26 protein-coding genes are annotated in these 20,435 nt (G+C 66.6%); 6 read left to right on the top strand and 20 right to left on the bottom strand.

Annotated elements, in window-relative coordinates; genetic code table 11:
• Positions 1-5: 5 nt before the first annotated feature.
• Positions 6-395: a hypothetical protein gene (locus LG391_RS13420; RefSeq protein WP_225768505.1), complete on the top strand. Its 390-nt coding sequence runs from the start codon at positions 6-8 to the stop codon at positions 393-395.
• Between the two features lie 27 nt (positions 396-422).
• Here LG391_RS13420 and LG391_RS13425 read toward each other — a convergent pair whose 3' ends face one another.
• The 13 genes from LG391_RS13425 to LG391_RS13485 all read right to left on the bottom strand — a co-directional run bounded on the left by LG391_RS13425 (position 423) and on the right by LG391_RS13485 (position 7,602).
• Positions 423-569 carry a hypothetical protein gene (locus tag LG391_RS13425; protein WP_225768506.1) on the bottom strand — a complete coding sequence of 49 codons (147 nt, stop codon included), beginning with the start codon at positions 567-569 and terminating at the stop codon, positions 423-425.
• Complete coding sequence (locus LG391_RS13430; RefSeq protein ID WP_225768507.1) at positions 566-1,036, bottom strand: gene transfer agent family protein; 471 nt, start codon at positions 1,034-1,036, stop codon at positions 566-568. The genes LG391_RS13425 and LG391_RS13430 overlap by 4 nt, the downstream gene beginning before the upstream one ends.
• Positions 1,036-1,485 (bottom strand): phage tail tube protein, encoded by a 450-nt coding sequence (locus tag LG391_RS13435; protein ID WP_225768508.1) that lies wholly within the window; start codon positions 1,483-1,485, stop codon positions 1,036-1,038. The genes LG391_RS13430 and LG391_RS13435 overlap by 1 nt, the downstream gene beginning before the upstream one ends.
• Before the next feature lie 80 nt (positions 1,486-1,565).
• A complete protein-coding gene (locus LG391_RS13440; RefSeq protein WP_225768509.1) occupies positions 1,566-1,979 on the bottom strand; it encodes a DUF3168 domain-containing protein in 414 nt (137 codons plus the stop codon).
• Positions 1,966-2,151 carry a hypothetical protein gene (locus LG391_RS13445; protein ID WP_225768510.1) on the bottom strand — a complete coding sequence of 62 codons (186 nt, stop codon included), beginning with the start codon at positions 2,149-2,151 and terminating at the stop codon, positions 1,966-1,968. The genes LG391_RS13440 and LG391_RS13445 overlap by 14 nt, the downstream gene beginning before the upstream one ends.
• 41 nt (positions 2,152-2,192) lie before the next feature.
• Positions 2,193-2,597, bottom strand: coding sequence for an HK97 gp10 family phage protein (locus tag LG391_RS13450; RefSeq protein WP_225768511.1), 405 nt, complete (start codon positions 2,595-2,597; stop codon positions 2,193-2,195).
• The gene (locus LG391_RS13455) at positions 2,594-2,947 is read right to left on the bottom strand and encodes a hypothetical protein (RefSeq protein ID WP_225768512.1); all 354 of its coding nucleotides are present in this window, start codon (positions 2,945-2,947) and stop codon (positions 2,594-2,596) included. The genes LG391_RS13450 and LG391_RS13455 overlap by 4 nt, the downstream gene beginning before the upstream one ends.
• 2 nt (positions 2,948-2,949) lie before the next feature.
• On the bottom strand, positions 2,950-3,318 hold the full coding sequence (locus LG391_RS13460; RefSeq protein WP_225768513.1) for a DUF4054 domain-containing protein: 369 nt from the start codon (positions 3,316-3,318) through the stop codon (positions 2,950-2,952).
• A 2-nt stretch (positions 3,319-3,320) separates the two neighbouring features.
• A complete protein-coding gene (locus tag LG391_RS13465; RefSeq protein ID WP_225768514.1) occupies positions 3,321-3,629 on the bottom strand; it encodes a hypothetical protein in 309 nt (102 codons plus the stop codon).
• A 164-nt stretch (positions 3,630-3,793) separates the two neighbouring features.
• A complete protein-coding gene (locus tag LG391_RS13470) occupies positions 3,794-4,747 on the bottom strand; it encodes a DUF2184 domain-containing protein (protein ID WP_225768515.1) in 954 nt (317 codons plus the stop codon).
• Positions 4,748-4,787: 40 nt separating this feature from the next.
• Positions 4,788-5,261: a hypothetical protein gene (locus tag LG391_RS13475; protein ID WP_225768516.1), complete on the bottom strand. Its 474-nt coding sequence runs from the start codon at positions 5,259-5,261 to the stop codon at positions 4,788-4,790.
• Between the two features lie 32 nt (positions 5,262-5,293).
• Positions 5,294-6,289, bottom strand: a complete 996-nt coding sequence (locus tag LG391_RS13480) for a DUF2213 domain-containing protein (RefSeq protein WP_225768517.1) — start codon at positions 6,287-6,289, stop codon at positions 5,294-5,296.
• Between the two features lie 35 nt (positions 6,290-6,324).
• Positions 6,325-7,602 carry a DUF1073 domain-containing protein gene (locus tag LG391_RS13485; protein ID WP_225768518.1) on the bottom strand — a complete coding sequence of 426 codons (1,278 nt, stop codon included), beginning with the start codon at positions 7,600-7,602 and terminating at the stop codon, positions 6,325-6,327.
• A gap of 384 nt (positions 7,603-7,986) precedes the next feature.
• Here LG391_RS13485 and LG391_RS13490 point away from each other — a divergent pair, with 384 nt between their 5' ends.
• Positions 7,987-8,526 carry a TOPRIM nucleotidyl transferase/hydrolase domain-containing protein gene (locus LG391_RS13490; RefSeq protein ID WP_225768519.1) on the top strand — a complete coding sequence of 180 codons (540 nt, stop codon included), beginning with the start codon at positions 7,987-7,989 and terminating at the stop codon, positions 8,524-8,526.
• Positions 8,527-8,572: 46 nt separating this feature from the next.
• On the opposite strand, the gene LG391_RS13495 is transcribed toward LG391_RS13490, so the two are convergent.
• Together LG391_RS13495 and LG391_RS13500 are read right to left on the bottom strand one after the other, a co-directional pair.
• Positions 8,573-9,133, bottom strand: a complete 561-nt coding sequence (locus LG391_RS13495; protein WP_225768520.1) for a GNAT family N-acetyltransferase — start codon at positions 9,131-9,133, stop codon at positions 8,573-8,575.
• A gap of 166 nt (positions 9,134-9,299) precedes the next feature.
• The gene (locus LG391_RS13500; protein WP_225768521.1) at positions 9,300-10,850 is read right to left on the bottom strand and encodes a PBSX family phage terminase large subunit; all 1,551 of its coding nucleotides are present in this window, start codon (positions 10,848-10,850) and stop codon (positions 9,300-9,302) included.
• Positions 10,851-11,182: 332 nt separating this feature from the next.
• Here LG391_RS13500 and LG391_RS13505 point away from each other — a divergent pair, with 332 nt between their 5' ends.
• From LG391_RS13505 to LG391_RS13515, 3 genes are all read left to right on the top strand, one after another.
• On the top strand, positions 11,183-12,160 hold the full coding sequence (locus LG391_RS13505; protein WP_225768522.1) for a TIM44-like domain-containing protein: 978 nt from the start codon (positions 11,183-11,185) through the stop codon (positions 12,158-12,160).
• A gap of 182 nt (positions 12,161-12,342) precedes the next feature.
• Positions 12,343-12,678 carry a ribbon-helix-helix domain-containing protein gene (locus tag LG391_RS13510; RefSeq protein ID WP_225768523.1) on the top strand — a complete coding sequence of 112 codons (336 nt, stop codon included), beginning with the start codon at positions 12,343-12,345 and terminating at the stop codon, positions 12,676-12,678.
• A gap of 27 nt (positions 12,679-12,705) precedes the next feature.
• The gene (locus LG391_RS13515) at positions 12,706-12,906 is read left to right on the top strand and encodes a hypothetical protein (RefSeq protein ID WP_225768524.1); all 201 of its coding nucleotides are present in this window, start codon (positions 12,706-12,708) and stop codon (positions 12,904-12,906) included.
• Between the two features lie 973 nt (positions 12,907-13,879).
• On the opposite strand, the gene LG391_RS13520 is transcribed toward LG391_RS13515, so the two are convergent.
• The 5 genes from LG391_RS13520 to LG391_RS13540 all read right to left on the bottom strand — a co-directional run bounded on the left by LG391_RS13520 (position 13,880) and on the right by LG391_RS13540 (position 19,299).
• On the bottom strand, positions 13,880-14,290 hold the full coding sequence (locus LG391_RS13520; RefSeq protein WP_225768525.1) for a hypothetical protein: 411 nt from the start codon (positions 14,288-14,290) through the stop codon (positions 13,880-13,882).
• Positions 14,291-14,470: 180 nt separating this feature from the next.
• Positions 14,471-15,385 (bottom strand): TIR domain-containing protein, encoded by a 915-nt coding sequence (locus tag LG391_RS13525; protein ID WP_225768526.1) that lies wholly within the window; start codon positions 15,383-15,385, stop codon positions 14,471-14,473.
• Between the two features lie 75 nt (positions 15,386-15,460).
• On the bottom strand, positions 15,461-15,955 hold the full coding sequence (locus tag LG391_RS35035; protein WP_374200745.1) for a Mov34/MPN/PAD-1 family protein: 495 nt from the start codon (positions 15,953-15,955) through the stop codon (positions 15,461-15,463).
• On the bottom strand, positions 15,939-17,705 hold the full coding sequence (locus LG391_RS13535) for a ThiF family adenylyltransferase (RefSeq protein ID WP_225768528.1): 1,767 nt from the start codon (positions 17,703-17,705) through the stop codon (positions 15,939-15,941). Before LG391_RS13535 ends, LG391_RS35035 begins: the two co-directional genes overlap by 17 nt.
• Positions 17,698-19,299: an adenylate/guanylate cyclase domain-containing protein gene (locus tag LG391_RS13540; RefSeq protein WP_225768529.1), complete on the bottom strand. Its 1,602-nt coding sequence runs from the start codon at positions 19,297-19,299 to the stop codon at positions 17,698-17,700. The genes LG391_RS13535 and LG391_RS13540 overlap by 8 nt, the downstream gene beginning before the upstream one ends.
• A 110-nt stretch (positions 19,300-19,409) precedes the next feature.
• On the opposite strand from LG391_RS13540, the gene LG391_RS13545 reads away from it, so the two are divergent.
• The gene (locus tag LG391_RS13545) at positions 19,410-20,432 is read left to right on the top strand and encodes a YafY family protein (RefSeq protein ID WP_225768530.1); all 1,023 of its coding nucleotides are present in this window, start codon (positions 19,410-19,412) and stop codon (positions 20,430-20,432) included.
• The last annotated feature ends 3 nt before the right edge of the window (positions 20,433-20,435 follow it).

Here is a 20,435-nt window from a genome sequence, read left to right on the forward strand (position 1 = left end):
AATTCATGACTTGCAACTTCAGGGAGAGATTTGGTGCTGTCGGCGCTGTCTGTCTGGCCATTCTGTCGGCGGTGATCGTTTTCCCCTTCTCCGCCTCTGCTGCCGCCACGCCGCAGCAATGCGCGACCCTCAGGACGCTGATCAACAACACGACCACGTTCGAAAAGACGGTGCTGGAGCAGCAGAAATCGCTCCTGGCGCTGCCGGCGATCTTGGCCGGCAAGGTCATGGCTCTCCAGGTCAGGTACGAGGGGTTCGCCAAGGATGAATTCCGGGGCATCGAGACCGTGATCGAGCGGCTGCACGGCATCTCCTCCGCGTTGTCTGAAGGTTTCGACGGCAGGCTGAAGGTGCTCGACGACAGCGTCACCGTGGTCAACGATCTCTGCCGCTGACCGCCGGCCGACGACGCCGTCAGGCCTTCATCCCGCCAGGAACCCATTCTCCCGCGCTCGGGCCAGCATCTCGTCGAAGACCTCGTCGAGCGGCGGCGCCGCGGCCGGGGCGCCGGCCGGATCCACGATCCGGGCATAGGCCCGGCCGGCCAGCAGGAACTCGGCCAGGCTCATGCGCCCGATGTCGAACGGCGAGAGGCCGATCGCGAGAGCCTGTCCGGTGAAGGCCGCGACGTCGATCCATCCGTCCCGTCGTCCGCCGCGGCCTCGGCTTTTCCCTCCGGCTCCTCCGCCGCCTCGGCGACGCCGAAATAGGCGGCCATGAGGATCGCCTGCGCCGTCGCCAGCGGATTGGCCGGGTCGCGCGGGTCGGCCAGCGGGTGGCCTTCGACATAGGTGTCGACCAGTTCCCGCGCCCGCACCGCCGGCAGGCCGCCGCCGACCAGGCCCAGCCGGATGGTCTCGACGATGTCGGCGACATACCAGCGCCGCTGGACCAGCAGGCGCTGGGCGATCTCGCCCAGCCCCGCATTGCACAGCCGCTGCAGTTCTTCGATTTGCTTCAGCTTGAGGGCGAACAGATAGGTGCCGTCCGCCCATTTCAGCTCGACCTCGGCGGCGATGTTCGGCTGGCCCGGCATCAGACGGCGGCCGTCCAGGCCGGCTTGCCGTTCAGGGTGATGGCGATCTGCACCGTCGCCCGCTGCCCGCGCTGGGCGGTGACCTGGTAGCTGGTCAGGATCGCAGGCGCCTGATAATAGCCGCCGAAATCCGCCGCCGTGACGTCGTACACCCAGCGCACGGTCTTCTCGCTGCCGGTGAAGGCCCAGTCCTCCCAGGTCCTGCGGGCGGCGCGGTCGAGCACGCCCTGGCCGCTCAGCGTCATCTGCAGCGCGGTGATGTCGGTGATCTTCCAGGCCGGGTCATCCGGGTTGTCGCAGTCCGGGATGATGCTTTCGTTGGTGTCGCTGGCGATTGTCATGCCCAGCTCGGTCAGGCCGCAGGGTGCGGCGAAGACCTCGGTCGGGGTCGCCCCGTCGCCGAGCAGGATCATGACGTCGGAAAAGCGGAAGGTCTTGGCCTGGGCCATCGGAATCTCCTCGAACGAAAAGACCCCGCGCGACGGCGGGGCCGGGCATGCCGGGGACCGGCATGGATGGGAAAGCGGCGCTACGACGCTGCGATGGCGTCGAACTCGATCACGGCGTGGACGACGCCCTGCTCCGCGGGGTCGTCGAGCATCCGTGTCTGCCGCCATTGCAGCGACACCAGCGAGCCGTCGGGGACGGCGAGATCGGCCTCGTCCAGCGCTGCGACCGTGGCCGCCGCCAGCGGCTCCGCCGAGGCGCGGCCGTATCCCTTGGCGAAGGCGTCGACCTGCAGCCGGATCAGGCTGCCCTGCACGCTGCCTGTCGCCTCCCAGGGCGACGCGATCGTGGTTGTGCAGCGCAGGAAGGGATAGGCCGGCGCGGCCGGGACATGGTCATAGACCCGCCCGCCGGCCAGGGCAGCCACGCCGGGGTCGGCCTGCAGCGCCGCGACCACGGCGCGCCGCAGCGGGCCGGACAGGTCACGGCCGCTCATGCTCGGCCCCCACCCGCGGGTCCGGCTTGGCCACGCGCCGGCCGGCGCCGGCGGCCTCCGCCGCCTCGGCCGCGGCGGTCGGGACCAGCAGCGTCGCTCCCGCCCGGTAGGCCAGGACAAGGCGCCGCGACGGCCGGAAATCGAAATCGGCGGTGAAACAGAACCAGGGCATGGTCAACCTCCTTGCGGGCGCAACCCCGCGGCATGGCGGCTTCACTCGACCGCCCGGCCTCGACGGACGGCCTGGACGATCAGCGCGACCGCGTCCTGCCGCTTCTTCGCGGTGGCCGGCCGAAGGTAAGGACGGGCCGCCACGCGCGCGGTGCCGAATTCGAGATCGGCATAGGGCGCGGCCGAGACCACATCGGCCGCCAGCTCGCCCCGGCGCACGACGTCGATCGCGCCGTGCAGCCGGCCGGTATCGGCATTCGGCGGTTCGCCGGGCTTGGACGGGATGTGGTCCGGCCCGCTGATCCAGTCGGCCGTGATGCTGGCCACGGCCTCCGCCGCGACCAGTTCCGCCGCAACTACCACGGCTTTGCCGACCTCCTGGCGGACGGACTTGGCCCTCCGCGTCAAGCGCTGGAGGTGACGGTCGATCCCGGCGATCCGGATCATCGGGCGGGCACTCCGGTCAGGATCCAGGCCGCGCCGGCCGGGTCGCGCTCGACCGCGCTGATCCGCCATCGGCCCCCGGTCAGGGTGATCTCGTCATCTACGGTGGGGGCCGCGGCGACACCGGCCTGCAGCACGATCAGCCGCACCGCCCGGTCGGGGATCCCCCAATCAGCCCGCTGCCGGTCGCCGGCCTGGTCGCGATGGCCCTTGACCGGGATATCGGCGAAGATCGGCGGCAGGATCACCTGGCCATCCGCATCCTTGGCAGCGACATGCAGCATGCCGTCCGGCAGCAGCGGCGCGAAGGCGGTGCCGAAAACCGCCTGCAGGGGTCCGTCGAGCAGGGACATGGCTACACCACCGTCACGGCCGGGACGTTGCGCCGCATCAGTTCGAGGAAGCGACGGCCGTAACCGGTCGAATCAAGCGCACCGGGGCCGGCATCGGCCGTGTCGGGCCGCTCCAGCTCCAGCGCGCCGCTGCGCATCCGGCGGAACCCGCCGGCCGCCGCCGCTGCGGCCTCGGCGCCGCTGCCCTGCCCGTCCAGGGTCAGGACATGGGCGGCGAGGAGCAGCCGGCCGAGCCGGGCATCCGCCTCGCTGGCCCAGGTCTCGCCGACCTGCAGCGCCGCCTCGTCGAGCGCGGCCTGCACGATGGCGTCGGCGACGGTGGCGAAGCCCGGGAAGCGGGCCTTGAGATCGGCAGGGGCGGGACGGTCCATCGTCAGCCTCCCTGCCCCAGCCGCCGGTCCAGTTCCGCCGCGGCCTGCTCCTTCCGCAGCGGGCCGGCCAGATCCTCGCCGCCGGGGCCGATGATGTAGTGCCGGCCGAAGCCCCGATGCACCACTTTCGGCCCGGCGCCCGCCGGCGGCTCGGCCCCCCAGGCCAGCTCCCCGGCCTCGACCTGCCGCCGAACATTGGCGGCCTCGGCCTCGGTCAGGTCGAGCTCGGCGGTCTCGCCCGGCTCGAGCAGTCGCGCTCGGCCCTGCGCACGGAGGAAGCGCGGCCCGGGCGCGATGTTGGTGACGCGCATCAACGGTTCTCCATTGCTGTCTGGTCCGAGTTCCCGGCACGTCTTCCGTCATCGCGAGGAACGACGCGACGCGGCGATCCAGCGGCACCGGCCCCTGGATCGCCACATCCCGGACAAGCCGGGCCGCATGATGACGCTGAGGCGATGGGCAACGACCGTGCGTATCAGATGCCGTCGCCGTAGCGGAAAGCCTTCGGCCGCCGGATCTCGATCCCGCCGGTGCGGAAGATGCCCGGCACGTCGAAGGCCAGCGGCCCGGACTGCGACGGCGCCAGGAACTGGTGCGGCATCGGCAGATGCAGCTTCACCACCTGCGGATCGCGGCGATAGGCGGCCATGCGCGCGGTGCTGCCGGCGCCGGCAGTCTCCAGTCCGCGCACCGCGCGGATGGTCAGGGGCGAGCCGGTGATCGCGGTATAGGTGTTGCTGCGCCGCAGATATTCGAGGATGGTCAGATCGCTCGAGCCGCTGCGCGGCGTGTCGGCCAGGTGGGTGAACCGGTCGATCGGCAGCAGCAGCGTGTCCGCCAGCTCCACCGTGAGCGACTCCTCGTAGACGCCGGTCAGCAGCGCGTTGACGTCGCGCAGGATCTGCTCCGGGGTCTTGTCCGCCCAGCGGGTGGAGGCTCCGGCGCCGTCATTGTCGACCGGGCCGGCGCTGACGTTCGGGTCGTTGATCAGGCCGGTCCAGCCCTTGGCGACGCCGCTCGGCGGCACGCCGCGCAGGGCGAGGCCGTCCATGAACTCCTCATAGGCGCGGACGGCCGCCGCCGCCCGGTCCGCCGACAGGTTGGTGCCCGGCACCATCATCGCCTGGCCCAGCTCCTGCAGCGTATAGCGGTACCCGATCGCCGCCATCTCGATCGGTCGGTCATGTTGCGCGCGCTCGACATCCGCCAGCGGGATGTCCTTGGCCAGGTGGCTGACCCACTCGGCCTGGCCGAACCGGTCGGTGGAGAAGAAGGTGACGCTGCTGGCCCAGGGATTGGCCGAGGTGTCGACCGGCACCAGGGCCGGATACTGGATGTCCGGATACTGGATCTCGTAGACCTGCGCCTCGATCTGGCTGGTCTGCGCGACGAGGAAGCCCAGCGCCTGCTGGGCGTCGAATGCGAACATGGAAAGCTCCTTGGAAAGGCTGGGCGATCGGATGGTCGTCTCAGGCGGACGGCAGCGCGCCGCCCAGCCGCAGGACGGCAAGGCCGCCGCCGGCGGCCGCGGTCATCCAGCGGGCGCCGGCGATGGCGAAATGGGTGGAGTCGGCCGGCAGGCTGGACAGGATGCCGGTCGCCGCCTCGAACACCACGGCGTCTCCCGCCGTGACGGCGCCGCCGGTCACGACCCAGATGTCGCCCTCGGTGAGCACCGCGATGCCGGCGCCCTGCCGGTAGGTGTCGTTGTCGGCCGGGTCGAGAACGACGTCGCGGATCGAGATGCCGACGAAGCCGGCCGCCGCGGCGGCGCCGAGCACGGCCCCCTTGGCGGCGGCGCCCTGGCCGACCGCGAGGCCGAAGCCGATGCCGGCGGCGGTCTCGACGATGCGGCTGTCCGCATCGGCATTGGTCAGGTTGGCGATCATGCCGGCGGTCGCCGGGCGCATGGTCTCGCTGTAGCTGGTCTGAACGACGGCCATGTCCGTCTCTCCTTTCTGCGATGGGTGGGGGCTCAAGCCGCGGTGGGGGCTCTCCAGGCACCGGCCAGGCGGGCGTCACGCCGGCGCAGCGCCTCGGCCCGGGCGTCGCCGGTGGACGGCCGCCCGGCCAGGGCCTGCCGCAGCGGGTCGGGCCGGGCGGGGCCGGCCGGGGCGGCCAGCACCCGGAAGGCGCCTTCGATCGCGGCGTCGCTCATCTCCCGGGCGGCGGCGTCGCCGATCCGGGCGGCCACCGCGGCGCGGCGGATCCCGGCCTCGCCGAGGCCGTCGACCGCGAGATCCTGGCCGCCGATCCGCCGGGCCTCGGCCAGCAGCAGGGCGCGGGCCGCCACCGCCTCGTCCAGCCGCGCCGGGGTCAGCTCGGCGTCGTGCAGCCGGGCGGTCAGGGCGGCGATCTCGCCGTCCTTGGCCTCGAGCGCGGCCCGCAGCGCCGCGACCTCGTCCGCCGGCGCAGTGGGCGCGACCGGCGCGGCGGCGCTCCAGGCGTCGCCGATGCGGCAGGCCGGGCCGGCGCGGGCGGCGTCGACCACGGCCAGATGGTTGGCGCGGATCCGGCGCTGCACGGCGTCATAGGGCTCGCCCGCCGGCGTGGTGCCGGGCGTCCAGTCGATCTCGGCCGCGTAGCCGACGCTGAGCTGCCGCTTGCCGGCAGTGACGGCATCGATTGCGGCCCGGTCCATCAGCACCAGCGGCACGCGGACATAGTCGCCGTCGCGCGCCACCTCGCCGCCGACCTGGCCGACGCTGTGCACCTTCCAGTTCGCGGCCGTGACCGGCTCGGCCGGATGGTCGAGCGTGACCGGGCGATGCGCCATCGACGCCAGGGCGTCGGCGGCGAACACCTCCTCCTCCGGCCGCCAGACCCGGACGGCGGCAAGGTCGGTGCGCCCCATCTCGGCGCCGCTGTAGGTCTGGACGCCGGTGCGGGCGATGCGGGCGGCCGCGACCAGATAGCCGTCCTGCGTGGTGCGCCGGTCGCCGACCAGCGTCACCGTGTCGGTGATGAGCATGGGATCTCCATTGCGATGCGGTTGAAAACCCGCCGTCAGGCGGCCGTCTCCGCCCCCTCTCCTGCCCCGCCATAGGCCGCCTCGATGCCGGGATACGCGCCGTCCTCGACCACCTGGTTGCGCACGGCCCGGGCCAGCACCTCGGGCGGGATCAGCCCGGACGCGGCGTAGAGCGAGCTGGTCTCGGCCTTGGTCTTGCCGATCGCCGCCGCCTCCCCCGCCCCCAGCTGCCACAAGGGCGCCCATTCGTACCGGATCTCCGGCGGGCGGGTGCCGAGCGCGCTCAGGATCAGCGCCTCGTCCAGCCGGCGCAGCGCCGGGCCCAGCGTCACCCGCTGCTCCGCCGCGATCCGGTCGTAATAGTTGCGGATGTCGCTCTCGCCCGTGGCGTTCAGCCCGGCCGGTGCCTGGCCCAGCAGGCGGGTGGCCGGGATGTCGGCGGCGCCGGCGGCGATCTGCAGATACTGCTGCATGACCTCGGGCAGCTGGGCGAAGCTCAGCTGCTTGCGGTCCCATTCCTCCTCTTTGTCGATCACCAGGGCGTTCACCAGGCCCTTCATCGTGTTCGCCAGGGGGAAGCGCTCCAGCAGCGCCTTGGCATAGTCCGCCTGGGCCAGGCTCTGCGTCAGCTGCGGGATGCGGATGACGTCGAGCTTGGCCTCGTGGATCAGCGTGGCCACGCCCTGGGCAGCGAGGCCGGCCTGGCGGATCGCGTCCGCCACCGCCTGCAGCACGCTGTCGCCCCAGCCGTCGGCGCCGGCCCCGTCCGGCAGCTCGGCGCCGGACAGGCGCACCACCCGGCTCGGATGCAGCCGCACGCCGCCCTGCCCGGTCCTGCCGGCCGAGGCGACCTGGTACCAGCCGGGCTCGCCGAAGCCGGGCGACAGCACGTCGCGGTCGATCTCGCCGGGCGCGATCTCCCAGCGGTGCATGACGTGCAGATAGCGCAGGGCCCCGCGGCCGAGCGGCGGCAGCGGCTGCGAAGGATCGCCGTCGCCGGCGCCTAGCACCAGGGCGGCGCCGCCATAGAGCCGGGCCAGGCGCAGCGCCCGCGCCACCTTGCGCTGGACGCCGAGCCGCGCCTCCTCCGCCTCGATCGCCGCGATCTGGTCCGGCGCGGCGTGCCAGCGCCGCCATTCCCGGGTCATGTCGAAGGGCGGCACGTCGATCACCTTGCGGGCGATCCAGTCGCCGCGATAGGCGGCGTCGAGCTGTCCGCGGTCCTGCAGCACCAGGCCGAAGCGGTCATGCGCCAGCTTGTCCTTGGCGGTGAACAGCCCGGCGACGAGGTTGGTCAGCGTATCCAGGAACAAGGCTGGCCTCCGAAATTCGCCTCCGAAACGACAGCGCCCACCGCGGCGGTGCCGGGCGGGCGCAACTCTCTGACTGTGCCTGAATGATGCCACGCGATGCGGCATCGCGTCAAGAACAAAAAGAGAACATTTTGTGCGGGGCCGATCGCCGCCGCATCCGTGGCCGGGGCCCTCCGGGATGTGTACGATCGCGGAGCCTGTGGGATTGCAGGGATGACTGGGTTGGCCGATAGAGTTGCAGATGCGGCGCCGGCTCGGCCGGCAAGCCGCGGCGCGCGACGCCGCCGCCGGGAGCTGTCCGTTCCCGGATATGCGAGCGGGACCGATGCTCCGCTCCGGGCCACCGCGGATGCTCTGGAGCGCGCCCGGCATGCCCGGTCCGTCGTGCTGGTCGAGGGGATCAGCGATCAGATCGCGGTCGAGACCCTGGCGAGCCTCGAGGCCAGGGACCTGGCTGCGGAAGGCGTGGTCGTGGTGCCGGTCGGCGGCGTCCGGTCGGTGTCGGGGTTCCTGGCCCGTTTCGGCCCGGCCGGCGCCGGGCTGCGCGTCGGCGGCCTGTGCGATGCCGCCGAGGAGCGGCACGTCTGCCGCGCGCTGGCGCGGGCCGGCTTCGTGCCGCCCGAGTCGCGCAGCCAGCTCGAGGCCGAGGGCTTCTTCGTGTGCGACCGCGACCTGGAGGACGAGCTGATTCGCGCGGTCGGGCGCGACGCCATCGAAGCGATCCTGGCGGAAGAAGGCGACCTCGCTTCCTTCCGCACGCTCCAGCGGCAGGCGGCATGGCGGGACGCTGGCTTCGACGATCAGGTCCGCCGCTTCCTCGGCGCGGGCGCGCGCCGGAAGCTGCGCTACGCTGGCCTCTTCGTCCTCGCGCTGCCCCCCGACCACCAGCCCCGGCCGCTCCGGGGCGTCCTCAGCCGGGTTTAGGCGACGGGATCAGCGGTGCCGGCGGCGGCATGGCCCTGCGGCCCGATCAGAGGGCCAGAGAAGCCATGTAGAAGCGATCAGACGGTCGGGTGATCGAGAATCCAGCCTTCCTGTAGAGGCCGAGAGGTCCATTCCAAAGCTCTCCGTCCCGGGGTACCTGCCCGGAGTGCTTCGGAAAGGCGACGACCCTGCGGATGCCGCGCGACCGCAAGCCGTCCAGGACCTGCTGCAGGAAGGCATGGGTGAGTCCCCTCTTCCTGAATTCCGGGCGCAGGCCGAAGCAGGTGAAGGCATAGACGTCATCGGCCGGCGGCACGCCCCGCTCGCGGCAGAGCTTCGGCCAGGCCGAGGTCGGACCGACCCGACACCATCCCACCGGCTGCCGGCCGACATAGAACAGGAAGCCGTGGTACTGGCCCTCCGACCAGAGGCGCTCCCGCAGGGCGCGGTTCATGTCGGCCGTGCGGTCCGTCCAGCCGCTCCAGCTCGGAACCTCCCAGGCGACGCACCAGCACCAGCCCTCCGGCGGTGAGGACAGGAGGCCGCGCAGGTCGCCGAGATTGGCGGCCGACATCGCCTCTGCATGCAGATCGTCCGTCTCTTCCATATCAGCTCCGGCCGGGCATCGGCATTGGGTCGGGCCCATGCCGTCCTGCGTGCGCGAGACGCCCCTCCGGCAGCCCGATCCGTGAAGGATCCTATCACCGGCGGGCCGGCCTCGTCCCGGTCCGGTCAGCGACCGGCCGCGGCCAGGTGCATTTCCGAACGGTCTCTCAGACCCACTTCATCGAGGTGTCGTAAGTGCTGCGCCTCTGCCCCTCGACGGCGTAGCGCAGGGCGTCGATGGCGTGGTTCCCTTGGTCCTCGAGCCGCCGCTGCAGCTCGCCGGTGTGCGGGTCGGTCCGGTAGCTGTAGAGCGCCAGCTCGTCGATCAGGTGCCGGCAGCGCGGATGCACCAGGATGTCGTGGCTCTGCAGGAAGGCGACGCCCTCCTCCACCGACCCCGCCCCCTTCACCGCGGCCTTGAGGTTGCCGAAGCCGTGGCGCTGCATGTAGCTGATCGTCTCCGGCCGGGCGCCGTCGGCGATGATCGGCCATCTCCGCGCCCCCGGGATGGTGTCGAACAGGGCGGGCGTGCGGTCGATCTCGCAGCCGGCCTGATAGGCCTCGTGGTCGACGAACAGCGTCCGCCCCTGCACGAAGCAGCGCACCAGCACCGTCGGGTCGACGCTGAACCCCCAGTCGGCGCCGAACAGGAAGCGGGCGCCGGCCGGCGCCTCGAACGCCTCCACCTTCCAGTTGGTGAACACCCGCGCCTCGCTGACCCGGCGATAGCCGCCGAGCCAGACATGCTGGTGCTTGTCCGGGTCGCGCGCCCGGTCCCATTCCATCTCGGCCTTCAGCACCTCCGGGAAATGCGGGTTGTCCGAATGGTTGGCCTGCACCAGCTCGCAATCGGGCGGCGGCGGGCCGCCGCGGAACAGCACGTCCACCGGGTCGTTCGGCCGGGTCGGGTTCCAGGAGAACCACAGCTCCGATCCGGGCTTGCGGAGGGTCGGGCGCAGCAGTTCCAGGCTGCGGGCCGACAGCGACTGCGCCTCCTCCACCCAGGCGATGTCGTAGCCTTCCAGCGACTTGATCGACTCCGCCGTGTGGTTCTGCATGCCCTGGAAGATGATCCGGCCGCCCGGCGTCAGGATCTGCGCCTGCTGCACCTTGAAATGGCCGCCGACGCCGAGGTCCCGGATCTTGTCCTCGATCAGCCGCTTGACCGACTGGTCCAGCGACCGCTGCACCTCGCGGATGCACACCGCCCGCACCGGCGCTGCCTCGACGCAGCGCCGCACCAGCAGCTCGGCGAAGGCGTGCGACTTGCCGGAGCCGCGGCCGCCATACGCCCCCTTGTAGCGGGACGGCCGCTGCAGCCTTTCGAACACCGGCGCCAGCTCCAGCGGCGGCAGGGCCGGCGCGTACAGCATGGGCGCGGCCTCGGCTGCGGGCGGCAGGCGCTGCAGCCGCTCGTGATGCCGCGCCAGCTCCTTCTGCTGCTCGGGCAGGCACGTCCTGCAGGCTCTCCTGATCTTCCCGAGCAGAAGCGGCACCCCGCCCGCCGCCACCGGCAGCCGCCGCAGCCGCCGCCGCTCGTCCAGCTGCAGGGCGAGGATCAGGACATGGGGCTTCAGCAGCAGCTTCGCCGCATAGTCCTTGGGGTCGGATCGCGTGTATCCCGCCCGCCGCACCGCCTCGGCGCCGTTGCCGAGGCGGACATGGAACCAGGCGAAGCGGCGCTGCCTTCGGTTCGGTCTGATCGGAGTCTTCGCCATGCCGCCCCCCGCCTCCATCCGGTTGCCGGAACGAAAGCGCCCGCCGCGGCGGTGCCGGGCGGGCGCAACTCTCTGACTGTGCCTGAACAATGCCACGCGATGCGGCATCGCGTCAAGAACAAAAAGCGAACGAACGAAACGGAGGCCGATGCCCAGCCGGGAGCGGCCCGCGACCTCGGGCGTCGGCCGGCCGCCGCAAGGGCAGCGCCGACGCTGACGAAGGCTGCGGCGCCGCGCCCGGGCCGGGGTTCCCCCGCGGGCGCCCCTCGAATCGGAAGCGCGGATCCCCATATGGGACGGGCACTGGCAACAGCATGGGTCCCGGACCGCAGATGAGCCCCTTCCGCAGCCGCATCGGCAGAATCGCCGCCAGCCTCGTCCTCGGGCTGGGCGTGCTCCTGGCCGCCGTCGACCAGGCCGACGCCCGGCGCGTGAACTCGGGCGGCATCGGCAGCCGCGGCGTGCGGACCTACCAGGCGCCGCCGGCCACGCCCACCGCCCCCGGCACCGCCGCGCCGATCGACCGGTCGATGACGCCGCAGGCCCAGGCCGCCCAGCCGGGCCAGGCCCGGCCGGCGGCCGGCGTGCAAAGCCCCGCGGCCGGCCGGTTCGGCGGCTTCGGCGGCATCCTCGGCGGGCTGGCGTTCGGCGGCCTCCTCGGCATGCTGCTCGGCCACGGCTTCGGCGGCGCCGCCGGGCTGATCGGGCTGGTGCTGCAGATCGGGCTGGTCGTCCTCGCCGTGATGGCGGTCCGGCGCCTGTTCGGGCGGGCCGGCCGTCCCGCCTATGCCGGGCCGGGGATGTCGATGATGAACCGCGGGGCCGCCGGCGCCCACGCCCCGGGGCCGGCGGACAGCGCCCGGCCGGCCGGGGGCGCCGCGCCGCGGGCCGGGGCGCGGGACGAGGTCGGCCTCGCCGGCCCGGATTTCGACGCCTTCGAGCGGCTGCTCGGCGAGATCCAGGCCCGCTACAGCGCCGAGGACTTCGCGGGGCTGCGCGCCCGCACGACCCCGGAGGTGATGTCGTATTTCGCCGAGGAGCTGGGCGAGAACGCGACCCGCGGCGTGCGCAACGAGGTGTCGGCGGTCCGCCTGCTGCAGGGCGACCTGGCCGAGGCTTGGCGCGAGGGCGACACCGACTATGCGACCGTCGCGATGCGGTATTCGAGCGTCGACGCCACGCGCGACCGGGCGACCGGGCGGATCGTCGAGGGCGACGCCGACCGGCCGACCGAGACCGTCGAGATCTGGACCTTCGCCCGGAAGAACCGCGCCGAATGGAAGCTCTCCGCGGTCCAGGCCGCCGCCTGACCTGCGGCTGAGCGGGCCGAGCGCCGGCGCCGCCGGCTCTCGCCCGAAGCCTCGGGCCTCATGAGCGTAGGCCGAACCGTCAGCAGTGACAGGAATAAGATCTGCTGTTACAGTCGAGAAATTAACCTGCCCGGCATCAAGAAATTTATTACCTAAAATCATCGAAAATTTAGCGGATTCGCATGAACAGATCGACTGGCAGTGGCGACGCGATTCTCTATGTCTCGGCAGACCAGACGGTTCCCGCTTCAAGAACACGCAATGTGACGGTTGGTGGAGCGCGATCGAGCATCCGTCTGGAAGAGGCATTCTGGGACGCGCTCGATGAAATTCTCCGGCGCGAGAACCTGAGGCTGAACGACCTTGTCTCGCGAATATGGGATCATCTTCCGGCCAAGGGGAACCTCTCGGGCGCGGTGCGCGTCTTCGTCCACAGCTACTTCCATGCCCTGAGTCAGAACACGACGCCGAAACTGCCGCCGGAGCGGAGCTGGCAGGCGCCAGATCTGCACAACTAGCATCTGTCATTGGATTCCAGATCGATCATGCCGTTCATGATTTGGTACTCGGCGCATTCCGGCCAGCCTGAGCAGCCGCTGCTGTCGACCGAGCGAGAGACCGAGGCCGACGTCATTCGGGCGGCATACGCCATCGAGACATCCGGGAACCACGTACACCACATCCAGCGGGACGACGGTGGGTTCATATCGCGGATGGAGCTTCTTCAGATGTGGCTCGACGCCTGACGCAGGCCGCCCACGCCGCGACCCTCGCGGGCGATGCGGGACATCAGCTCGCGGCACCATCGCGACGGGTTCCGCTGGCGATCCAAGCACCGCTTCCCGCCCCCGTATCGGCCCGGCACCGGCCGGGGTGCGCCATATGCGGTCATCCACCACCCGTCCCGATAGCGGACATCGACCGAACCTGCGGAACCTGGCGTTTTCGGCCGACCATGCTCGGCCAAGGCACCTCAAACCGGCCGTCGCAGACGCCTCTCCGAAGAGGTCATGACCGCAGGCGCCCCAAAGGCGATCCATCGCCCCTTTTGATCGTCACCGGCTCCCCGGAACGCACCAACGATTTCTACCAGATTGACACGATCCAGGCCCGAGAGGACCATCGGCCGATGACAACAAAGTTGCGCCTCGGCGTGGATTTCAACACCTGCGACCCAGATGGCGCCGTATGGATACCTTCGAGTGAAGATGAACTGGCATTCCGAACCGGCATGCTGGTGACAGTGTTTTGTCTAGAACCAACAGACGTATTCGAGTTCGATGGTGTGCTAGAGCCGCGCTCCTGGGGGACTCCACCGAGACGGTATTGGGTAGCTGTGGTCGACGAGAGCACCTTCCGTAGGTGTGGCTAGGTAGCCTCGGATGCGATCCCTGTCGGCCAGTCCGGCTGAAGGGCGCCATTTCCGGCCACTGCAGCGGAGTCCCGACACCGGACAGCGCTCAACCCCCGCAGCGCCCGGTTCTCTTCGGTCAGCCCGAACCTCAGAACACATCCGAAACCGACTGTCGCTCCAGATCCTCGAAGCGTACAACCGCGACGGCAATCGGCGCTGCGTCGGCCTCACATCCGCGATCTCGAACCCGATCCAGCCGACCGATCAGCTTACGCTGCACTAAGCTCGACTACTTGCACCCGGCGCGCGGCAACAAGTGGTTCAAAGTAACGGGTGTCCGATCGAAACCTCGGTAAGAACGGCACTCAGGTAGGCGAGGCTCCGGGCGTGTTTCGACGCCACCAGGAATAGTGGCCGGGATCCACCAATCTCCAAGGGATCTTGGTGTAGCCCCGACGCTCCAGGAAGCCAGCGAGCCGTTCATTGACCACGTTCTCGACACAGATGCCGTCGAGCGGCCGGCGCTGCTCGAGCCAAGCCAGCGCAAGGTGCAGGATGCCGCGGCCGCGATACGCCTCGGTGATCTGGATATCGGCAAGAGTGAAGGCGCGCGCCGCCACTTCCTGGGAATCGGGGACGACGCGCGCTTCCGTCCGGAGATAGAGGTGGACGTGCTCGGTGACGATGTCGTGCCGGTGAATCCACTGATCTGCTCGCTCTGCCTTCAGAATGAACTCGTCCAGACGACGTTTCAGTCCGGCGACCTCGTCAGCCACGACCTTGTGCTCGCACTCCATCCCGTAAACCCCCGCTGATAGCATTGCTTACGGTCGCCTGTGTTATTCGATCGCTGATTTAAGATTCTCTAGTTCCGGATTGAGATGACCGTCGTGCCTCGTCAAGCGGATTGAGATCTCAAGACTTCATATCCAAAATTGTCGAATAGAGAAAAATGCCTATCCATTATATGGGCCGAGCCGCGCGATGTGGTCCCTTAGTGCGGTGCAGGCCGGAGCCAGAAGGGTGGCTGCATCTTTACCAGCTTCGTACCGATAGGTAATCGTGGTAATTCCGGTCAAATCGCTCGGCAGCTTTACCTTCTCATGTCGAGGCTCCATTAGAATAGCACGCGCCCGACCAAGCCGTCCCATGAAGAGACCCAGCTCGAATATCACATTATCTCTGGGACTGGGCCAGTCTTTACCGCGACTCTCTGTTAGGTCATCAGCGTGGGCGATAGCAACTGCAAAGTCGGAGTCTTCGATCATAGCTTCGAGTGCTTCGATCGTATAGCTAGCGACCTTGAATACACCGTCTGTCCAAACAGTTGTGAGTGGGTATTCGTGAGCAAGCGCCATCTGGACGGCCTGTGCAATGTGTCGCGCCTCCGCCGAAGAAATTATAAATATGCGAACCTCATTCCGAAATGATCCGATCGTCTTGTTTCGTTCAATAAGACGCTTCGCCAGTTCCTGAGCGATCGATCGATAAACACTCGGGAACTCTGTTGCAATTTCCGCGAGTTTCTCCTCGGTGAGTTTTGCGACGATGGCGTCGACATTAGCAATTAGGGTCGCGGAGCGCTTTTGGGTTGGCTGTATTGCAGCCATCTCCCCGATATGATCTGTTGGCCCGCGTATCCCCATCTTTCGCTTGTTGATCAGCACATCGAAAGTTCCTGAGAAGATTAGGTACATATCATTGTCATCAGCCCCTTGTTCTATGAGTATGGTTCCCGCCGGGACAGCCAGCATCTCAACATTGTCGGCAAGCTTCTCTGCCAGGCGTCGGTCGCCGCCAACAAATTTTTGAAGGGCCATGGTATCGACCCGCAACCGCCGTCCCTTGTCACCTAGAAATCGATCAATCATATTCTTCTCCGATGTTTCGAATGATGGACATGGTTTTAGTTATAGTTGAATATACGTCCACTGCTCCTCATTTTCTTATGTAGACGCCCTTGGAACTAACGACATCAGACTTATGCCGTCCGTCAATCCGACGTAGAGACCTTCGGGGAATGGCTTCCGACCAACAATGATGAGAAGAATTGCGTTCAGACGGTGCGTCGATTCCCGAAAAATGCTCGATGACGTCGTGGCATCGATCTCCGAGGGATCTGGGACGTCTTCTGGGTGAGTGTGCCAATCTCCAACATAATGGTAGCCCAGCGTATGCTGCTTGAAGATCTCTTGCTGCTCGGCTTTCCGATCAGCAACGAATCTGAACCTGCTGCGACGATCCGTTGGACGCGGTTCAGTAGCTACTCGGATCGCGACCTCTCCGTTACTGAAATCCGCAAAAAGTTGTCCGCCTGCCTCAGCGTCTCGCGAGCGCCTTTGTCGATGAGCGTCGAAGACCGACAGGACGTCACGATGGAGTATGACCATCTGACCACCTCCGACAGCGTACGCGAGTGAGTCCTCAGGCGGACTGGGCATAATTCCATCCCATTTCCGCGAAGCCGCCGGTATGAGGTCCGATTGAGAGCGCTAGCCATTCAGCCGTGCAACTGCCACCCGCAGATTCTATGCGGGATCTGGTCGACGCCCAAATCCGGTGGGTGGGGCATGGATGCTCACTAAGCAGCGTTTCCACCGCCAGGTCCGCCGCGAGAGCGGCCACCCGACCAATCTCGATCGGACCGTATGGCTGGTACGTCACGCCGCAGGCCGGTTCGCGCATCGATTGCTCGTCACTCCAGGCTGTTACAGTAAACCGTGGCGTGCCGTCCCAATGGAACGCGTCTCTGAGCTCAACGCCATCGGTTATCAGCAAAGCATGTCCGGCAAGAGCATGGGGCTCGGACCATGCACACAGTAAGGGAGGCGCGCCGGTCGTTGCGCGATGCCAGTCCGATAAAAAGCTGTTGCCGGCCCAGTCCCCAGTGGTAGTTATAATGAGATCATATCGGCATAATGCGTCTGGATCTCTGAGCAGGAGATCCTCAATTTTTATCTCTTCGAAGTTGAGTTCGTGAAGATGTGGCAAATCTGATTTCAGTTTATTTGCCATCTCTTTAGCTTTATTTTTGCCAATTGACCTCGCTCCGAGTACGTGCCGCCCCAGGTTCGACCAGTCAAGCTGGTCTGGGTCTACAAGCAGGAGGCGTCCAACACCAGCGCGAGCTAGCATCTCGATTGCAGGCGAGCCCAGCGAGCCGCACCCTATGAAGGCAGCGGATTTCCTGGATAGTCGGCGCGACGTCTCATCACGTCCCCTTCCATGGATCCACTCCCCATCGATGCGGTCGACATGGACCCGGACCGTCGGGCGGGAATGAGAGTACGTGCGCCGTGCTCTAAGAAGTTGTGGGCTTCCGGGACGGAATCCGGCTTGCGTTGCGCCTTTATGCGGTCGACGGCCGATACTCCATCTGGGAAAATGGATCCCAAACAGCGCTTGGCCGGATATGGCGGGTGCGCCAAGTATGACCACCGCTTGGTCAGCGATGTCGATCTGCGCGCTTTCGATAACCTCCGCAACCGCTCCAGTGCCGCCACCCATCGCCGCCAGCATGGCAAGATTGCTGGGGAACAGCCCGGGCGACGGAAGCTTCGCCAGCTGAATGAAGGGCGCGGCGCCAATAGCAGACCTCTGCGGGTCACCTCCCCAGCGGGAGACCCAGGTGATGATTTCCTCTTCGCTCTCAGCCAGCACCACGCCGTTCCGAATGAAGAAGGAGTGGACGACGCGGGTCGGCCCCCGCGGATCGCAGAGGCTCAGGATCCGAAAGCTATCTGGCTTGCGCTGCCCTCGTGACCAGTAGCTGATGAACTCAGCCTCGAAGTCGCCCCGTAGTTCGCCTCGCTCGATACGCTCAACAAGGCGAACCCCCTCGCCGAGGAGATGTCTGGCGACTGCGACTGGATCGGTGGTGTCATAGGTTGCCGCCGCCGGTGCAAGGCAAAGGACACCATCCTCTTCCACATGGGGCCACGTGAGTGCGCTCGGGGGATCCGACAGGGCAACCCTGACCGGTGCCCAGGGCGTGGTCGACGGCACCAGAATATCGAAGCCTCGTTCACGAGAGTTGACAGGCATCCAGACACGCCACCCGTCTAGAATGTCGCGATCGGCATACCTCTTGAGCTCCGAGGACCTAAGCGGCCGCGCATCCGGATCCGTTACGATCCAGTCGCGCAAGGCAGACCGGGCCCGCTCGCTGATTGCCTTGAGACCGTCAACCAAAGGTGTTCGATCCACCCTTATTCACCGGAGGAGCGGCATTCGCTTCGGCGGTCGAACCGACGAGTCCCTCGGTAAGAGGTGAACGCCGAATAGCCGGCGCTTGCAACCGTGTCGCGACCGCGTAGTCCAGCCCCGAGGCCGCACCGCTGTCGTCGAAGAGGCGTCGAACCTCGGTGTTGGTCTTGGCAAGAGCCCGCGGGCCCAATGCGGTCTGTCTCCCATCGAGCAGCGACTGGAGGCGCTCGGAGGCGGACACAGCCTTGCTGACGGCGCACCGAACGCTGCGTGCTCCGCGGAGGCCCAGCCGGGTGATGGGAGTAGTCCCGAGCTCAATGCCAATCGCGAGACCCAATTCGCCGATACCCGGCAACACCTCGCGGCACAGGTCAAAGCTCGACCGCAGGCCGGCCGCCGCATGGACGGCGGACTTGACGGTCGACGCCTCGTCCACTTCGTACGCGGTTCCCTCGGCCACTAGACCGTGGAGACAGTCACCGATGAAACGGACCTTCCGTCCCTGAAAATCTGCACGAAGGACCGCCGCCATCTCCTTGCGGATCACATGCAGGTTCGCGACCATTTCCCGGGTTCGCTGCTCCGCGATGCATCGGGATACATACGCAGTGAAGCCATCGATATCTGCGAAGATCGATGCCAGCGGCATCCTGATCGACCGCGACGGAGACAGTTCGTCAAAGAGAAGGGGAGCCAAAGGAGGGGTGAACTGCCGATAAGTGAAGACTGGAGCGCTCCGAAGCGCCTGGCGGGCGTCAGCAGCCGCGGACCTGACTTCGAGATCGGTCAATGCGTAAACGTTTGGTACAGATAATCCGCCACCAAGCTGGCCGAGCCGTACGACCGAAAGCGGATCCAGCTTCTCGTCCAAGAGACCAGATCGCAACAAGGGAAGCCCAGCTTCAGCTCGAACCCTGTCGCTTGCAAAGATGCCAGGCTGGTCACCGTCTGCGAGCTTTGCTGCGTAGTTTGCCGGGTTGCCGAGGAACAGGGGCTCGGGCTCGCTTCCTCTTCCGCTGTTGACGGCGACAGCCAAACCGGAATCGAGACCAATACGAACACGCGTCGCATAATTCTGTAGGCCGCTGGAGGCACTGGATGCCTCCTCGACGGTTCGCTTCAGAGCATCGGCGAATGCCAGAGCCTTGAGCGCGCGCTCTCGACGCCCTTCCGGTCCGGCGGGCGTGACAATCACCGCGTGCATGCGCGAGCCGTGGTAATCGACCCTCTGCGCCTCAAAATGCTCAGCAATGCGATCCGACACGGAGTAGTCGAGGTGAAGCATACCGAGTGCACGGCTGTGCCCAGCCTCGGTCTCGCGGCCTTGCTCGAGCATGGCGTTCGCGAAATCGAGCAGCTGAATGTAGACGTGCACCCCATCGACGAGAACGGCTTCAGAGGGCCTGACGCTAAAAATCGGATCCTGCTCTCGCCCTCCGCCAGCCTTGAGAACCGAGGCCTCCGCCCTACGATCTCTAATGAAATTGGCGTCGAGCGTCCGCACGTCCACCGTATGCTGTGGCACCGATGCTCGAGCCTTCTCGATACGCTCCAGGCTCCGTTCACGCGACCAACTCATAGCCCAACCTTCTTCTATGCGGGCAGCCGGAGCCGCGTTGGAAATGCATCCTGGATTGCGGCCCGGCCCTCCGCGATCCGTGCTTGCGGGCTGGTCGGCACAAGATCATTGTGGTGATCGCAGACAGGCGCGCACACAATGTGTATCAAATCACCGGAAATGGGTCAAGTTTCTTGAAGGATCGTCGCCATGATCGTCCAAAAATGAGCACCGGCGCGGTGGAGAGCGGATCTGCGAACCTGCGATGGGGAGTCGCCAAGCGGCTCGAGTTTATCGAATTTCGCCTTGTCTGGTACGGTCGCTTGAATCGCCGCGAATTAATGGACGAGTTCAGCCTCTCACCGCAGCAGGCGTCGTCGGACATTGCATTGTACGAGAAAATAGCTCCTTCGAATTTGGAGTATGATAAGAATGAAAAGGCGTACATGCGAACCAAAAACTTTAATCAAAAGTTTCTTAGACCCGCTTCAGACCGACTATTGCTGCAGGCGGCAGGAATTCGAAGTGGATGGCTCGCGCGAGAGGATACTTGGTTCTCCGAATTGCCTCCAATCGAGGTATCTGGATTGCCGCGATGGCCAGTTGACACTAAAAACCTGATATCCATACTTGACGCTATTCGTTCACGTCAGCAGGTAGAGGTCAACTACAAATCGCTCAGTGGCTCTCCTGCCGGACCACGATTGATCGCCCCCCATTCCCTGATCCAAGGCGCTGGTCGGTTTTATGTGCGAGCGTGGTCCGAGGAACACAATGATTTCAGAGACTACAATCTAGCTCGCATAGATAGTGTTGGGCATGAAAGCCCATCACCGATAGATTCAGGCCTCGACTATGAATGGCACCATCTTATTGATCTGATAATCGCCCCCAACAATAACCTTCCTGAGCAGAAGCAAGCTGCAATAGCCGATGAGTACGGCATGGATGACGGCCGTCTGGTCGTCACTATGAGGGTGAGTCTTTGTTTTTATCTTATGACCGAAAATAATTTAGACATACCTTTAGGTGTACTCAAGCCGGAGAAACAACAACTTGTTCTCTTGAATCAGGAGGAAGTCTTTGAAGCTCGCAGCGCGACTCGGCGATTGTCAAAAGAAGCTTTGGCCCGTGTGCAACTGCGAAATGCATGAGGA

The sequence above is a fragment of the Inquilinus sp. Marseille-Q2685 genome, assembly GCF_916619195.1.
GTDB lineage: Bacteria > Pseudomonadota > Alphaproteobacteria > DSM-16000 > Inquilinaceae > Inquilinus.

Bases quoted from the DNA above. Each gene is read 5' to 3' on its own strand.
- LG391_RS13420 (WP_225768505.1), top strand. From the start codon at position 6: ATGACTTGCAACTTCAGGGAGAGATTTGGTGCTGTCGGCGCTGTCTGT.
- LG391_RS13425 (WP_225768506.1), bottom strand. From the start codon at position 569: ATGAGCCTGGCCGAGTTCCTGCTGGCCGGCCGGGCCTATGCCCGGATC.
- LG391_RS13430 (WP_225768507.1), bottom strand. From the start codon at position 1,036: ATGCCGGGCCAGCCGAACATCGCCGCCGAGGTCGAGCTGAAATGGGCG.
- LG391_RS13435 (WP_225768508.1), bottom strand. From the start codon at position 1,485: ATGGCCCAGGCCAAGACCTTCCGCTTTTCCGACGTCATGATCCTGCTC.
- LG391_RS13440 (WP_225768509.1), bottom strand. From the start codon at position 1,979: ATGAGCGGCCGTGACCTGTCCGGCCCGCTGCGGCGCGCCGTGGTCGCG.
- LG391_RS13445 (WP_225768510.1), bottom strand. From the start codon at position 2,151: ATGCCCTGGTTCTGTTTCACCGCCGATTTCGATTTCCGGCCGTCGCGG.
- LG391_RS13450 (WP_225768511.1), bottom strand. From the start codon at position 2,597: ATGATCCGGATCGCCGGGATCGACCGTCACCTCCAGCGCTTGACGCGG.
- LG391_RS13455 (WP_225768512.1), bottom strand. From the start codon at position 2,947: ATGTCCCTGCTCGACGGACCCCTGCAGGCGGTTTTCGGCACCGCCTTC.
- LG391_RS13460 (WP_225768513.1), bottom strand. From the start codon at position 3,318: ATGGACCGTCCCGCCCCTGCCGATCTCAAGGCCCGCTTCCCGGGCTTC.
- LG391_RS13465 (WP_225768514.1), bottom strand. From the start codon at position 3,629: ATGCGCGTCACCAACATCGCGCCCGGGCCGCGCTTCCTCCGTGCGCAG.
- LG391_RS13470 (WP_225768515.1), bottom strand. From the start codon at position 4,747: ATGTTCGCATTCGACGCCCAGCAGGCGCTGGGCTTCCTCGTCGCGCAG.
- LG391_RS13475 (WP_225768516.1), bottom strand. From the start codon at position 5,261: ATGGCCGTCGTTCAGACCAGCTACAGCGAGACCATGCGCCCGGCGACC.
- LG391_RS13480 (WP_225768517.1), bottom strand. From the start codon at position 6,289: ATGCTCATCACCGACACGGTGACGCTGGTCGGCGACCGGCGCACCACG.
- LG391_RS13495 (WP_225768520.1), bottom strand. From the start codon at position 9,133: ATGGAAGAGACGGACGATCTGCATGCAGAGGCGATGTCGGCCGCCAAT.
- LG391_RS13500 (WP_225768521.1), bottom strand. From the start codon at position 10,850: ATGGCGAAGACTCCGATCAGACCGAACCGAAGGCAGCGCCGCTTCGCC.
- LG391_RS13505 (WP_225768522.1), top strand. From the start codon at position 11,183: ATGAGCCCCTTCCGCAGCCGCATCGGCAGAATCGCCGCCAGCCTCGTC.
- LG391_RS13510 (WP_225768523.1), top strand. From the start codon at position 12,343: ATGAACAGATCGACTGGCAGTGGCGACGCGATTCTCTATGTCTCGGCA.
- LG391_RS13515 (WP_225768524.1), top strand. From the start codon at position 12,706: ATGCCGTTCATGATTTGGTACTCGGCGCATTCCGGCCAGCCTGAGCAG.
- LG391_RS13525 (WP_225768526.1), bottom strand. From the start codon at position 15,385: ATGATTGATCGATTTCTAGGTGACAAGGGACGGCGGTTGCGGGTCGAT.
- LG391_RS35035 (WP_374200745.1), bottom strand. From the start codon at position 15,955: ATGCCCAGTCCGCCTGAGGACTCACTCGCGTACGCTGTCGGAGGTGGT.
- LG391_RS13540 (WP_225768529.1), bottom strand. From the start codon at position 19,299: ATGAGTTGGTCGCGTGAACGGAGCCTGGAGCGTATCGAGAAGGCTCGA.